This is a genomic window from Kineosporia succinea, from assembly GCF_030811555.1.
Lineage (GTDB): Bacteria > Actinomycetota > Actinomycetes > Actinomycetales > Kineosporiaceae > Kineosporia > Kineosporia succinea.
This window is the reverse complement of record NZ_JAUSQZ010000001.1, coordinates 6,277,539-6,290,295: the sequence shown is the minus strand read 5'-3', so window position 1 is coordinate 6,290,295 and position 12,757 is coordinate 6,277,539. Positions and strand designations below refer to the sequence as shown.

The following is a 12,757-nucleotide window of genomic DNA, read 5'->3' as shown; positions in this document are numbered from 1 at the left end:
GAATGATTAACACGCCCGCAACGCCGGGCGGCTGAATGATTCAACGGTGTTGACGTCACCATTCGGGGCCAGCCACAATCCTGCGACGACCTGCCGAGGCGGAGGGGGTGCGCGAGACGATGTCCGGCCTGCAGGGCGGTGGAACGGTCGGGGTCACCGACCTGATCCGGGCCGCGCTTCCCGACCTCTCGGAATCCCTGGCCCGTGTGGCCCGCACGGTGCTGCAGGATCCGCTGGCCGCCGCCGAGCTCTCGGCCGACCAGCTCGCGACCCGGTCCGGCGCGTCCCAGGCCAGCGTCACCCGCTTCTGCAAGGCGATCGGCCTGAACTCCTACCAGGGGCTGCTGCTGCGCATCGCCCAGGAGAGCGGCCGCTACTCCGGCCCGTGGTCGATCACCGAGCTGAGCAACGACATCAGCCCCGACGACCCGCTCGAGAAGGTGCTCGAGACCGTCGTCACCGCCGACCTGCGCAGCCTCGAGCAGGCCCGGGAACTGCTCGACCTGGCCGCCGTCGAACGCGCGGCCCAGGCCATCGCCAAGGCACGGCGGGTCGACCTGTACGGGGTCGGTGGCTCCGGCGCGGTCGCGAACGAGCTCGAGATGCGGCTCTTCGGCATCGGGGTCGCGGCCCGGGGCTGGATGGAGGTGCACGGCGCCGTCACCTCGGCCTCGCTGCTCACCACCAAGGACGTGGCGGTCGGGGTGTCCGACTCGGGCGCCACCGCCGAGACCTACGAGGCGCTGCAGCTGGCCCACGACCGCGGCGCGACGACCATCGCCATCACCCGCCGCACCACCTCTCCCCTGGCCGTGCTCGCCGACATCCAGCTCACCGTCAGCGGTTTCGACACCCGGTTCCGGGCCGGGTCGTTCGCGTCGCGGCACGTGCAGCTGCTGGTCGCGGACGTGCTCTACGTGCGGGTGGCGCAGCTGGGGTTCGACCGGGCGTCGGCGGCGATCGCGCTGACGTCGCACCTGGCGGCGTCGCACTCGGTCTCGCGCAAGCGGTCGACGCGTACGCCCGGTTAGGCGCGAGCGGTGCTCCGGCTCGTGCGGCGGTCAGCGCGCCGCACGTGGGGTCAGCTGGACCGTCAACACCACGTTGTTCGTGGACAGCCTGTTGGTGCCTGACGCCCGCGGCAGACGGGTGCCGGCGGTCGGCGCGAAGTAGTACGTCTGCGCGGCCTTCAGAGCGGGCACGACGAACTGCACGGACGACGATTCCACAGCGGCGGTGGGGGCCAGCGGCCAGGGCGTCGAGGGGCGTGTGGTCAGGCCGGGGCCGCGCTCCCGGATCCCGGCGAAGAGGTCGACCCAGAACGGGCCGTGCCCCGTGGTGCGGTACCGGAAGGTGACCGTGACCAGCGCGTCGTACGCCGAGGCGTCCCTGGGCACCGTCACCGGAAGCGGATCGACACCCCCGACGCCACCGATCGCGTCCATCGGGCCGCGTTCTTCCATGACCTCGGGGCCCTGTGCGTAGGTCCGGGTGATCTGCCGAACGGACGCGAGTACGGTGGTGGAGGTACCCCTTCCGCCCGCCGCGAGCGCGACTGTCCCGGCCCCCAGGACGAGTGCCCCGACCAGCACGGTGGCGCCCCACGCCCGAGCCCCTCGGGAAATGCCCTGCCAGCTCTTCGTGTTCATGTCTCCTCCCCCGTCGATACACAGCGTTCGGCATCGCGTGGGCAGACTTGAGCCGGGCGGGGCTCGTCTAAACGGTTCCCGCCGGGGCGATCTCGTCGATCGCCCGCAGGGCGTTCAGCGTGCGGGGGTACCCGACGTACGGGAGCAGCACGGTCACCGCCGCCACGAGCGTCCCCCGTTCGTTGCCGATGGTGAGGTTTCCCGCCACGTGGCCCTTCACCTGGGGGTCGGCGCCGCCCAGGGCGACCAGGATCGCCAGGGTCAGGAGCTCACGCGTGCCCACGTCGAGGCCGGTGCGTGTGTAGTGGTCGCCGAAGCAGTGGGCGCTGAGAAGGACCGGGATGTGCGCCTGGTCGGCCGGGGTGCCGTCGTAGATCGCGGCGACCCGGTCCGGGCCCACGATCCGTTCCTGCACCGCCCGGCCCTCGTCCAGCCGGGTGCCGGGCGTGGTGGTCGACTGCCCGGGCAGGGGCAGGTGCACGCCGCGTGCGGTCAGCACCTCGTTGGTCATCTGCAGGGCGTCCACGGCCCGGGCCTGGCCGACGTAGGGAACGCTCTGGTAGACAACCTCTTTCACCTGCACCGGATCGAGCGGGCCGTCGAGTGCGGCTTCCAGCAGGCTCCGGTAGGTGGCGTGGGCACCGGTCGCGATCACGGCCCCCAGCTGAAGGACGAACCGGGTCGCCTCGGGCAGGTCCGCCACGGTGGTCACCTGGTCGCCGAGGGCGCGGGCGATCGCGGTGAACTCGGGGTCGGTGGTCTCCAGCGACGAGGGCTGCGCAGTGGTCATGGCCCCAGTTCAGCGACCGTACCGGCGGCCGCGGCAGTGTCTGTCGTTCCTGGTTCTGGCAGGGCCTCCCAGACCGTGCGCCGCACGCCTAACGTCGTCGGTGCACGCCGTCTCGAGAGGACCTCCCATGCAGATCGACCCGCGCCCGGCCACCGTGAAGAACCCGCCCGAGCAGTTCACCGGTGACGTCTGGCTCGACTCCATCGCCGGCCCCCGCGACGCCGGGCAACGGGCCGTCGTGGCCCGGGTCCGGTTCGCGCCCGGCGCCCGCACCGCCTGGCACTCGCACGCCCTGGGCCAGACCCTGCACGTCACGCAGGGCGTGGCGTGGGTGCAGTCGCGCGGGCAGGAGCGCGTGGAGGCGCACGCCGGGCAGACCCTGTACTGCCCGCCCGGTCAGGAGCACTGGCACGGCGCCGCCCCCGACTCCTTCATGGAGCACCTGGCCATCCTCGACACGGCCGACGACGCGTCCACCACCACGACGTGGCTCGAGCACGTGAGCGACGAGGAGTACCGGGCCGGCCACCGGCCCAGCCTCGGTGCCTGAACCGGGCCGGCCGCACGCGCCCCGGGACCGGAAAAGCGTCCGTACCTCACGTGTCTGGACAGGTACGCGAGGATTCACCAGGTGACGCTCGTCCACGGATCCGCGTCCTGCCCGGTCGGGTGCTCGGCGGCGTCAGCCCCCTGCGACATCGTGGTGAATCTCCGATCCCCCGTGTCCGGGGCTGACCCTCGGGGAGTCGTCGTGGAGCCGGATGCACGAAGTAGCTGGGCCGGTCGGCTTTCGCCTTCACCATTTCGCCGGAGACCGTGCATGATCACGGCGGAGAACCACTCCCGCCGTGATCATGCACGGTTTCCTAGCTCGCGACCTCGACGATGATCTCCACCTCGACCGCCGCGTCGCGGGGCAGGACGCAGACGCCGACGGCGCTGCGCGAGTGCCGCCCGGCCTCGCCGAACGCGACGTCGAGCAGCGAGCTCGCGCCGTCGGCCACGGCCGGCTGGGCGGTGAAGTCGGGGGCGCTGGCCACGAACACCACGACCTTGACCACCCGCACGACGCGGGACAGCTCGCCGATCTCACCCTTCACCGCGGCGAGGGCGTTCACGGCGGCCTGACGGGCGGCGGCGTGCGCCTGCTCCGGGGTGACGCCGGCGCCGACCTTGCCCTCGGCCAGCAACGTGCCGTTCGCGAGCGGGAGCTGACCGGCGGTGTAGACCAGGTTGCCGGTGCGGGTGGCGGGCACGTAGTTGGCCAGCGGCTTCACCGGGGCGGGCAGGTCGATGCCGGCGGCGGCCAGGCGGTTCTCGGGGGTCTGGTCGGCCGTGCTCATGGGGTGTCCTTCCGGTCGGGGCGGCGCGGGTGCCGCGGGGGAACACGGTACCGCGCGGCCCTTTCCACGATCACGAAGGCTTCCCGGTGCCCATGTCCCCGACCCGGCCTCTCCCCCGCCCGGGGCGACCACGTCGTCCACCAGTGAAACCACGCGAGAAGGGCCCCGGACGAATGGTTCTCGTCCGGAGCCCTTCGGCGGTGAGTCTTCGGGTCAGCGCACCGAGCGGCGCGAGTACAGCGGCTCCACGACGGCGATCAGCACGGCGGCGGCCGCGATCTGCAGGATGTGGCGGATCCAGTCGATGCCGTTGGTGTCGCCCACGCCCAGAGCCGTGGCCAGCACGTTACCGATGATCGCGCCGATGACACCCAGCACGATGGTCAGCCAGATCGGGATGTTCTGCTTGCCCGGCAGCACGACCCGGGCCAGAAGGCCGACGATGAGACCCGCGATGATGGCCCAGATGAACGTCATGATGCTCGTGCCCCTTCACTGAAGTGTCGGTATTTGTCCTGACACCGAGAACGGTAGAGGGGGTTGATCGATCGCGCATCAGCAAAGATCATCCGGCCGTCCTCGCGGGCTTCACCCAGGTCGCCGGCGCGACGCCGGCCGCGGGTGTGATCTCGGCAAAGGCCGCGGCCGTCACCGGGATCCGGTGACGGCCGCGGCCCCGGGCGTTACAGCCCGATGCTCATGTCCACGAACTCGTTCGTCGCGATGTCCTCGGCCTTCAGGTCGGCGGGCACGTCCACGCCCTTGCCCGACAGGATCGGCTGCATCTCGTCGATCAGCTTCTGCACCCGGTCCATGTCCATGTTGCCGAGCGTGGAGTCCGGGCCGTTGGAGACGATGCCCAGGTCCTTCTGCGTCTTCACCGAGTAGTCGGCCACCCCGGCCGAGTACTGCCAGCCGGTGTCGTACTCCTCGACCAGCTTCACGATCAGCGCGTTCGCGTCGGCCGGGTCGTTGAGGAAGTCGATCTGCGCGGCCTGGATGATCGGCACCAGCTTCTTCAGGCAGGCCGAGTTCTCCGCGACCTTCTCGCTCGGCATCGACAGCGCCTGCACGTAGATCTGGTAGCCACTGTTCGCCACCAGGTCGTAGGCGAGTTCCTTGCCCCACTGGCTGATCTCGTTCTTGTACAGGTACGGCTCGGCGCTGGCGTAGCCCTGCTGCGCGGCCTTGCCGGCGTCGGCGACGAAGTTGCCCGGCGAGCCGTCGTAGGAGCCGTCGACCTGGTCGGCGGACAGCTTGCCGGTCGACGTCAGGTAGTCCATGTAGGCCAGGCCGTTGGTGTAGCGGACCTTGATCCCGGCCTTCTTCACGTCCGCGATCGTCTTCACGTCGGGATAGGTCTCCGGGTCCCACATGATCGAGGTCGGGCTGATCTCGGTGGGCGCGACCACGGCGGTGACCGGCTGCTTGGTGCCCGCCGCGATCATCGCGTCGTCGGTGCTGACGTAGCCCATCATGATGTCCGGGTCGGTGTACATCTGGTTGGTCACGCTGTCGTAGCCGATCGCGGGCCCGCCGGCGCGGATCTCGAGCTTCACGCCGGTGTCGTTGCCCTCGGTGTCGACGAGGGTGCCGGTGACGCGCTTCTTGTCGGTGTCGATCTTCACGTCGCCGCCGAGCATCTGGTACAGCGCGCCGTGCTCGGACTCGGGGTTCCAGTCGGCCTGCATGACCACGGTGGCGGGGCACGCGTCGGCCAGGTAGCTGGCCGAGTCGGCGGCCGCGGAGGCCGCGACCTGGACGCCCTGACCGTCGGAGCCGGCGTCGGAGCTGCCCCCGCCGCAGGCGGCGAGGGAGACCAGGACGGAGGTCATGGCCACACCGGTGAGGGCGCGGTTACGGATTCTGGGCATGCTGGATCCCGTCGATCGGTGGGGTGGGGGTTCTGGCTCCCCGGGCAGGGGGAGCCAGAAGAACTAGGTGCTGGAGGACGACGTGGGCGGCGAACGCCTACAGGCGCCCACTCGCGTGCCAGTGGCCGACCAGGCGCCGGCTCAGCCAGGTGAAGAAGGCGAAGACCACGATGCCGAGCAGGGACGAGGCGATGATCGCGCCGAACAGCTGCTCCGACTGCAGCCGGGAGCGGAACAGGTCGATCAGGATGCCGATGCCGGGTTCGCCCTGGCGGAAGTAGGTGTCGCCGACGATCGCGCCGATCACCGAGGCGCCGGCGGAGATCCGCAGGCCGGTGAACACGCTCGGAAGGGCCGCCGGGATGAGCAGTTTCGAGAGCACGACGCCGGGCTTGGCCCCGCGCAGCCGGAACAGGTCACGATGGCCGGGCTCGACCGACTGCAGGCCGAACAGGGTGTTGGCGATGATCGGGAAGATCGAGCAGATCACGCACACGATGACCCGGGCGGTGAAGCCGAAGCCGAACCAGAAGCCCATCAGCGGCACCAGGGCGAGGATCGGGATGGCCTGCAGAACAACAGCATACGGGAAGAGCGACCGTTCGAGCCAGCGCGCCGAGGCCATCACCACGGCGAAGACCATGCCCAGCGCGACCGAGAAGAACAGGCCGACCATGGCGATCACGGTGGTGCGCCACAGCGCCTCGAGGATCTGGGCGCGGTTGTCGGCGTCCAGGAACGACACCCTGATCACCTCGTGCAGCGGCGGCAGCAGGAACCGCCGGTCTTCCGAGAGCACGACGTAGGTGACGAAGTAGGCGAAGCCGATGATGAGTGCCAGCACGGCCAGCGGCAGGCCGAAGTCGGCCAGGTAGCTGTTCTTCCGGCGGGCCCTGGCGCTCTTGACGGCGGGAGGCGCGACGGAGACGGCCTTCACGGTGTCGGTGCTCACGATTCAGTGCTCCTTGCCGGCGAGCGATTGGGAGACGCGCGCACACAGGTGCGCGAACTCCTCGGAGTAGCGGATCTGCGGGTCACGGGGGTAGGCGAACGGCACCGGCACCCGGTCGAGGATCCGGCCGGGCCGGCCCGACATCACGACCACCTCGGTGGACAGGTACACGGCCTCGGCGATCGAGTGGGTGACGAACAGCGCCGCGAACTTCTGCGCGTGGAACAGGGTCTGCAGGTCGTCGTTGAGCTTCTGCCGGCTGATCTCGTCGAGCGCCCCGAACGGCTCGTCGAACAGGAAGACGCCCGGGTCGACGGTCAGGCAGCGGGCCACGCTGGCCCGCATCCGCATGCCGCCGGAAAGCTGGTGCGGGTAGTGGTTCTCGAACCCGGTGAGCCCGACCAGGTCGATGGCCTCCTGCACCCGGCGGGCGATGTCGGCCTTGCCGTCGCCGCGCAGCTCGCAGAACAGGGCCACGTTCTTCTTCACGCTGCGCCAGGGCAGGAGCGTCGCGTCCTGGAACACGTAGGCCAGCGCGTGCGGATCGACCGCGACCTCGCCGGAGGTGTGGTGCTCGAGCCGGGACGCCAGGCGCAGCAGGGTGCTCTTGCCGCAGCCCGAGGGGCCGACGACGGAGACGAACTGCCCGGGACGGACGTCCAGGTCCACCCCTTCGAGGGCCACGGTGCCGTCCGGGTACTCCATGCCCGTGCTGACGAACCGCAGCCCGGCCGCGGTTTCAGGAATGGCAACAGCCAAGGTACTTCTCCTCAGGTTCGGATCGACCCCGGACGACGTGCTGGTCGTGAGGTGTGGACTACCGGGTCGCCTCGGTCACCAGGGCGAGATGCCCGGTGCCGATTCCGCATTCGTAGATCTCGGGCAGCGCTGCCCCGGTCGTCAGAGCCTCGAGCAGATGCCCGAGAACTCCGCCGATGTCGCTGTGCACCGTGGCCGCGTGGTGGTTCAGCGGCTCGATGAAACCGATGGTGCGGGCGCCGAGGTCACGCGCGGCCGTGCAGGCCGCCTCGCCCGCCGAGTCGGCCGCATGGGCGACCACCGCGCAGTTCAGCTCGCCGGCCAGGACCTCACCCGCCCGGCGCCCACCCCCGACGTCGTCGAAGGCTCTCACGTGCACCACGCTGATCGCCGCGGTGTGGCCGTTCTCGTAGGCGCCCTCGGTGAAGGCCTGCCCGAACCGGCGCTGCGTGAGCACGGCCGGTCCGGCGACGAGACCGACCGGGGCTCCCGCGGCCTGCCGGGCGGCGAACCGTCCCGCCTCGTAGGCGGCTTCGTGCCATCCCCAGTCGACCAGGGTGATGCCCTCGAGACCGGTGACGTCGGTGGGCCTGTCGGTCAGGACGGCCCGCAGCGCGCCGCGGTGCTCGGTGAGCCATTCCCGGTACTGCACGCCGTGGCACAGCACCGCGTCCCAGCTCGCATCCGGCTCTCCCGTGTATCCGGGCCGAACGTCAAGATCCAGACCACGTTCGAGGACGTGGTGGACGGCGGTGCGGGCCCCGTCGGCGAAGCCGCCGGCCACCTCGGGCGGGGGCAGGAGCACTCCGACCCTCATCGCGAGCTCCTCACCAGGTGGTACGGGATGACGTCGTCGCGGTGCACCTCTTGCGCCACGTACAGCACCTCGCCGCTGCGCGAGACGCCGGTGATGTCCAGCTGGATCAGGGGTTTCCCGGCCTCGGCCAGCAGCATGTCGCCGTCCTGCGCGGTGGCCGAGCGGGCTCGCAGCCGCGCCGACTCCCACTCGACCGTCTCGCCGCGCAGGTCGCGCACCAGCTGGAAGATCGAGGTGCGGGCGTCGGGCAGGGCCACCGACTCGCGGGTCATCGGGATGTGGTCGATCGCGTACATCACCGGGGTACCGCCGGCGCACCAGCGTTTGGTCATCTCGAACGCGACCGTGCCCTCCGGAAGCGAGTGCCGCCCGGCCAGTTCCGCGTCCATCCGGATCCAGCCGGAACTGATGAGCTGGATCGACGGCTCGAACCCGGCCTCGGAGATACCGGCCGAGAACTCGAAGCTCTCGTCGATGCGCAGGCCCAGGTCGAGCGCGACGACATTGGGGAACGTGCCCCGGTGCGCGTCGCGCCGGATCAGGCCCTGCGCCTCCATGCGGGCCAGGGCCTCTCGCAGCGTGGGACGGCTGACCCCCAGCTGGACGGCCAGGTCCTTCTCCGGCGGCAGCGGCATGCGGGAACGCGCGGCGTCGGCCCACACGGCCCGCAGCCTGCTCGTCACCTCGGTCATGTCCTGTCCTTCTGTCGCTTCCGGCGGTGGCATCAAGGTAAGACCGGCAAGTAACGCAATGACTCGCACGATGTGTCCCGTAGGTAAAGCACTGGTTCGGCCATATCGGGCATCTCCCCGGCAACCAGGCAGGATCGCGGAAAGTCGTTTAACGCCGACAGCTCTGGCCGAAATCTCTCAGTTACAAACTGGTCTTACCTTGACGGAGAAGCGAATCGCCCACCGGAAGGAAGGGAATCGATGCGCGACGTTCTGATCGTCAACGCCCACCTGATCCGCGACAGCACCACGCTGGTGCCTCACGGCTGGATGCACGTGAGCCAGGGCCGGATCACGGCGCTGGGCGCCGGCACGGCCCCGGTGCTCGACGGCGCGGAGATCATCGACGCCGCAGGTGCCTTCGTGGCACCCGGTTTCGTCTCGACGCACAGCCACCTGTTCACCAGCGCCTCACGGGGCCTGGGCGCGAGCGAGTACCTGTACGGCTGGGCCAGTGCGATGTACGCGCCGACGGCCGGCTGCACACCCGAGCAGATCTACTGGCACACCCTGCACGGCGCGCTCGACGTGCTGGCCAACGGCGTCACCACGCTGTTCGACTTCAACGACCCCCGCCGGCCCTGGGCCGCGATGGTCGACGGACGCCGTCAGGAGCTCCCGCCGCTGCGGCCGTTCGAGTTCGGCACCGCCCAGATCGACGCCAAGGTGGCCAGCGGGCTGCGCACCGTCACGGCGATCCAGCTGGAGTCCGAGAGCGGTTCCGCCGGGGAGTCCCTCGAGAACTGGACGGCCACCGTCGAGCACCTGAGGGCGCAGGACCGGTCCCTCGCCCTCGACGCCGCGGTGTACGGCGCGGTGCAGTGGGCCGACGACCCGGCCACCGCCGAACTGGAGGTGCGTGCGATGGGCGACCACCACGTCCTCAATCAGGCGCACTTCCTGGAGACCCCCGAGCACGTGGAGCTGCAGCGCTCGAAGTTCGCCTGGTACGCCGACGCCGGGGCGCTCGGCCCCTCGATGATCTTCGGGCACTTCGTGCAGACCACCCCCGAGATCGTGGCCGCGGTGGCCGATTCAGGCTCGGCGGTCTCGTGGCAGCCGGTGGCGAACGGACGCCTCGGGTCGGGTTTCGCGGACGTCACCGGCCTGAGGGCGGCCGGGGTGCGGGTCGGGATCGGCATCGACGACCAGGCCTGCACCGACCTGTCGGACCCCTGGCAGGCCATGCGTTTCGGGTTGTTCGGCACCCGCGCCCACCGGCAGGACCCGACGTCCCTCACCCCCGCCGACGTGTTCGCCATGGCCACCCAGCAGGCGGCCGACGTGCTCGGGATCGGCGACCGGGTGGGCAGTCTCGACGTGGGCAAGTACGCCGACTTCGTCGTCGTCGACCCGCGCGACCCCGACGTCGGGCCGGTGCGCGACCCGCTCGCCTCCTACGTGCTGTCGATGAGCCTGCGCAACCTGCGCTCGGTGTACGTGGGCGGCCGGGCCGTCGCGCACGGGTCCCGCTCCACCCATCCCCTGGCCGACGAGTGCCGTCGGCGCGTCCACGACCTGGCCTGACGTCCCTTCTTCCGAACCAGCACCCGGAGAGACTCTTCCATGACCGACACCACCCTGCCCGTGGCCGTCTGCCCCAAGAACATGACCGTGGGGCCGTGCGGCGGCGTGACCGAGGACCTGCGCTGCGAGATCGACTCCTCGATGATCTGCGCGCTGCTCACCGAGCCCGTGCGTGAGCGGGTGATCGTCAGCGAACGTGACCTGCTGGCCTCGATGCCCGCTCCCCTGGTGCCCGGAACCCCGCTCAGCGGGCTGCACTCCGCGCTGATGTCCGGCCGGTTCACCGTGATCGCGGAGATCAACGGCGCCGACTCGGCCGACGCCTCCGGCACGGTGGCCGCGGCCCGGGACATCGCCGCGGTGGCCGACGTGGTCTCGGTGACCGACCATTCCGGCGCCAACGTGCACATGGGCAATGTCGCGGTCTCGGCGCACCTGGCCCTGGCCGGTATCGAGGTGATGACGACCTTCGGCTGCCGCGACCGCAACCGCATGGCCCTGCAGGGAGACCTGCTGGGCGTCTCCAGCCTCGGCGTGCGCAACGTGCTGTGTGTCACCGGGAACCACGTGCGCGTGGGCGACAGCCGTGACGCCAAGCCGGTGTTCGACCTGGACTCGCCCCGGCTGCTGGCGATGGCCGACAAGCTGCGCTCACAGGGCCGGTACGACAACGGCCGCGAGGTCGAGGTCAGGCCGGAGTACCTGCTCGGCGCCACCGCCGCACCGTTCGCCCCGCCCTACGACGAGCGGCCCTGGCACGTGCTGCGCAAGGTCCGGCTCGGCGCCGACTTCGTGATCAGCCAGCACATCTTCGACGCCGAGCGCTGGAAGAGCTTCCTGGCCGGGGTGAACGCGCTGCGGGCCGACGAGAAGCCCTTCTGGCTGCTGGGTGGCGTCGCGGTGCTGCCGAACGAGCCGGTGGCCCGGGCGGTCAACGCCGGGCTGCGGGGTTTCTCGATCCCGGAGGCCCTGCTGAAGCGGCTGAAGCAGGCGAAGGACCCGCAGCAGGAGGGCATCCTGATCGCGGCCGAGCTCGTCGCGGAGCTGAACGCGGCCGAGGGGGTGGCCGGCTGCCTGATCGCGCCGGTCACCGGGCGGCAGAACGCGCTGGCCGCCTCGACCGAGCAGCGTGACCTGATCGCCGAGGTCCGCAAGCTGGCGGGGGTCCCGGCGTGAACGTGACCACCGTCCTCGGTGAGGTTCCCGCGTCCGGTCTGGGGGTCGTCCTCCCGCACGAGCACCTGATCGCGAACGCGAACGCGCAGTGGATCGTGCCTTCCCGCGACGAGGACCTGGCCGAGTACACGCGGCCGTACTCGGTATCGATGCGGGGAAAGGTCCAGACGCAGCCGTTCTCGTACCGTTCGGCCATGCAGCAGCTGGACTTCGAGGTGGCGCTGGAGGAGCTGCTCGCTCTGGGCGGGGGCACCGTGGTCGATCTGGGCATCCCCGGTTTCGGGCGCGACCACGTGGCCCTGGCGGCGCTGTCGCGGATGAGCGGCGTGAACATCGTGATGGGCTGCGGCGAGTACGTGGAGCCGGCCCACTCCCCCTACGTGCGGTACGCCTCGCCCGAGATGATTCGCGACGTGCTGCTCGACGAGCTGCGCGTCGGGGTCGGCACGACCGGGATCCGGGCGGGCATCATCGGCGAGATCGGCAGTGGCAACCCGGTCACCGACGCCGAGCGCAAGGTGCTGCGCGGCGCCGCCCTGGCCCAGCTCGAGACCGGCGTCGCGATCAACGTGCACCGCACCATCTTTCCCGACGAGATGGCGGGCCTGGAAGCCGTCGACCTGCTGCTGGACGCCGGGGTGGATCCGGGCAAGGTGATCGTGAGCCACTGCGACGAGCGCCCGGAGTCCGGGTTCGCGCTCGAGGTCGCGCGGCGCGGTGCGTGGGTGGAGCTGGACACGTTCGGCATGGAGCAGTGGTCCGTCAGCGCCCGCCGCCCCGACGGCACCTACCCGCGCCGGGCGTTCGACCACCACCGCATCGACATGCTCCTCGAGCTGGCCGCGGCCGGGTTCCTGGAGCAGACCCTGATCAGTCACGACATCGCGATGAAGCCGCAGTTCACCCGTCACGGCGGCTGGGGACTGACCCACATCGGCAACACCGTCGTCCCTCAGTTGCTCGCCCTGGGCCTGACCGACGCCGACATCACCACGCTGCGGGTGACCAACCCGCGCCGGGCCCTGGCCGGTTGAGAGCCCCGGAGGGAGAGGTCAGAATCCGACCTCTCCCTCCGGCGTGGTCGGAGCACGACGCGGCGTGCTGACGATCCTGGTCGTCGGGCTGCCCGGCCTGGGCTC

The 12,757-nt window shown here is 70.5% G+C and carries 14 protein-coding genes; 5 read left to right on the top strand and 9 right to left on the bottom strand.

Translation table 11 applies throughout. The annotated features are described in order from the left end of the window. Positions 1-119 precede the first annotated feature (119 nt). Positions 120-1,031 (top strand): MurR/RpiR family transcriptional regulator, encoded by a 912-nt coding sequence (locus J2S57_RS27840; protein ID WP_370882715.1) that lies wholly within the window; start codon positions 120-122, stop codon positions 1,029-1,031. 30 nt (positions 1,032-1,061) lie between these two features. On the opposite strand, the gene J2S57_RS27835 is transcribed toward J2S57_RS27840, so the two are convergent. Beyond that, positions 1,062-1,649 (bottom strand): hypothetical protein, encoded by a 588-nt coding sequence (locus J2S57_RS27835; RefSeq protein ID WP_307248378.1) that lies wholly within the window; start codon positions 1,647-1,649, stop codon positions 1,062-1,064. A 67-nt stretch (positions 1,650-1,716) separates the two neighbouring features. Beyond that, a complete protein-coding gene (locus tag J2S57_RS27830) occupies positions 1,717-2,439 on the bottom strand; it encodes a carboxymuconolactone decarboxylase family protein (RefSeq protein WP_307248376.1) in 723 nt (240 codons plus the stop codon). A gap of 127 nt (positions 2,440-2,566) precedes the next feature. Between J2S57_RS27830 and J2S57_RS27825 the strand changes: the two genes are divergently transcribed. Further along, positions 2,567-2,989, top strand: coding sequence for a (R)-mandelonitrile lyase (locus J2S57_RS27825; RefSeq protein WP_307248374.1), 423 nt, complete (start codon positions 2,567-2,569; stop codon positions 2,987-2,989). Positions 2,990-3,305: 316 nt separating this feature from the next. On the opposite strand, the gene J2S57_RS27820 is transcribed toward J2S57_RS27825, so the two are convergent. The 7 genes from J2S57_RS27820 to J2S57_RS27790 form a co-directional block, all read right to left on the bottom strand. Then, positions 3,306-3,782: a RidA family protein gene (locus J2S57_RS27820; protein WP_307248371.1), complete on the bottom strand. Its 477-nt coding sequence runs from the start codon at positions 3,780-3,782 to the stop codon at positions 3,306-3,308. A gap of 213 nt (positions 3,783-3,995) precedes the next feature. Further along, on the bottom strand, positions 3,996-4,259 hold the full coding sequence (locus tag J2S57_RS27815; protein ID WP_307248367.1) for a GlsB/YeaQ/YmgE family stress response membrane protein: 264 nt from the start codon (positions 4,257-4,259) through the stop codon (positions 3,996-3,998). A gap of 206 nt (positions 4,260-4,465) precedes the next feature. Then, positions 4,466-5,656 (bottom strand): ABC transporter substrate-binding protein, encoded by a 1,191-nt coding sequence (locus J2S57_RS27810; RefSeq protein WP_307248363.1) that lies wholly within the window; start codon positions 5,654-5,656, stop codon positions 4,466-4,468. Positions 5,657-5,753: 97 nt separating this feature from the next. Beyond that, positions 5,754-6,608, bottom strand: coding sequence for an ABC transporter permease (locus J2S57_RS27805; protein WP_307248362.1), 855 nt, complete (start codon positions 6,606-6,608; stop codon positions 5,754-5,756). A gap of 3 nt (positions 6,609-6,611) precedes the next feature. Then, complete coding sequence (locus J2S57_RS27800) at positions 6,612-7,313, bottom strand: ABC transporter ATP-binding protein (protein WP_370882714.1); 702 nt, start codon at positions 7,311-7,313, stop codon at positions 6,612-6,614. 112 nt (positions 7,314-7,425) lie between these two features. Continuing rightward, positions 7,426-8,184: a BMP family ABC transporter substrate-binding protein gene (locus J2S57_RS27795; RefSeq protein WP_307248359.1), complete on the bottom strand. Its 759-nt coding sequence runs from the start codon at positions 8,182-8,184 to the stop codon at positions 7,426-7,428. Next, positions 8,181-8,876 carry a GntR family transcriptional regulator gene (locus tag J2S57_RS27790; RefSeq protein WP_307248358.1) on the bottom strand — a complete coding sequence of 232 codons (696 nt, stop codon included), beginning with the start codon at positions 8,874-8,876 and terminating at the stop codon, positions 8,181-8,183. The genes J2S57_RS27795 and J2S57_RS27790 overlap by 4 nt, the downstream gene beginning before the upstream one ends. A 240-nt stretch (positions 8,877-9,116) precedes the next feature. On the opposite strand from J2S57_RS27790, the gene J2S57_RS27785 reads away from it, so the two are divergent. The 3 genes from J2S57_RS27785 to J2S57_RS27775 are packed head-to-tail and all read left to right on the top strand — an operon-like array spanning position 9,117 to position 12,652. Then, a complete protein-coding gene (locus tag J2S57_RS27785) occupies positions 9,117-10,442 on the top strand; it encodes an amidohydrolase family protein (protein ID WP_307248356.1) in 1,326 nt (441 codons plus the stop codon). A 39-nt stretch (positions 10,443-10,481) separates the two neighbouring features. Continuing rightward, positions 10,482-11,618, top strand: coding sequence for a methylenetetrahydrofolate reductase C-terminal domain-containing protein (locus J2S57_RS27780; RefSeq protein ID WP_307248354.1), 1,137 nt, complete (start codon positions 10,482-10,484; stop codon positions 11,616-11,618). Further along, positions 11,615-12,652 carry a phosphotriesterase family protein gene (locus J2S57_RS27775; protein WP_307248352.1) on the top strand — a complete coding sequence of 346 codons (1,038 nt, stop codon included), beginning with the start codon at positions 11,615-11,617 and terminating at the stop codon, positions 12,650-12,652. Before J2S57_RS27780 ends, J2S57_RS27775 begins: the two co-directional genes overlap by 4 nt. Positions 12,653-12,757 lie beyond the last annotated feature (105 nt).

Bases quoted from the DNA above. Each gene is read 5' to 3' on its own strand.
- J2S57_RS27840 (WP_370882715.1), top strand. From the start codon at position 120: ATGTCCGGCCTGCAGGGCGGTGGAACGGTCGGGGTCACCGACCTGATC.
- J2S57_RS27835 (WP_307248378.1), bottom strand. From the start codon at position 1,649: ATGAACACGAAGAGCTGGCAGGGCATTTCCCGAGGGGCTCGGGCGTGG.
- J2S57_RS27830 (WP_307248376.1), bottom strand. From the start codon at position 2,439: ATGACCACTGCGCAGCCCTCGTCGCTGGAGACCACCGACCCCGAGTTC.
- J2S57_RS27825 (WP_307248374.1), top strand. From the start codon at position 2,567: ATGCAGATCGACCCGCGCCCGGCCACCGTGAAGAACCCGCCCGAGCAG.
- J2S57_RS27820 (WP_307248371.1), bottom strand. From the start codon at position 3,782: ATGAGCACGGCCGACCAGACCCCCGAGAACCGCCTGGCCGCCGCCGGC.
- J2S57_RS27815 (WP_307248367.1), bottom strand. From the start codon at position 4,259: ATGACGTTCATCTGGGCCATCATCGCGGGTCTCATCGTCGGCCTTCTG.
- J2S57_RS27810 (WP_307248363.1), bottom strand. From the start codon at position 5,656: ATGCCCAGAATCCGTAACCGCGCCCTCACCGGTGTGGCCATGACCTCC.
- J2S57_RS27800 (WP_370882714.1), bottom strand. From the start codon at position 7,313: ATGGAGTACCCGGACGGCACCGTGGCCCTCGAAGGGGTGGACCTGGAC.
- J2S57_RS27795 (WP_307248359.1), bottom strand. From the start codon at position 8,184: ATGAGGGTCGGAGTGCTCCTGCCCCCGCCCGAGGTGGCCGGCGGCTTC.
- J2S57_RS27790 (WP_307248358.1), bottom strand. From the start codon at position 8,876: ATGACCGAGGTGACGAGCAGGCTGCGGGCCGTGTGGGCCGACGCCGCG.
- J2S57_RS27785 (WP_307248356.1), top strand. From the start codon at position 9,117: ATGCGCGACGTTCTGATCGTCAACGCCCACCTGATCCGCGACAGCACC.
- J2S57_RS27780 (WP_307248354.1), top strand. From the start codon at position 10,482: ATGACCGACACCACCCTGCCCGTGGCCGTCTGCCCCAAGAACATGACC.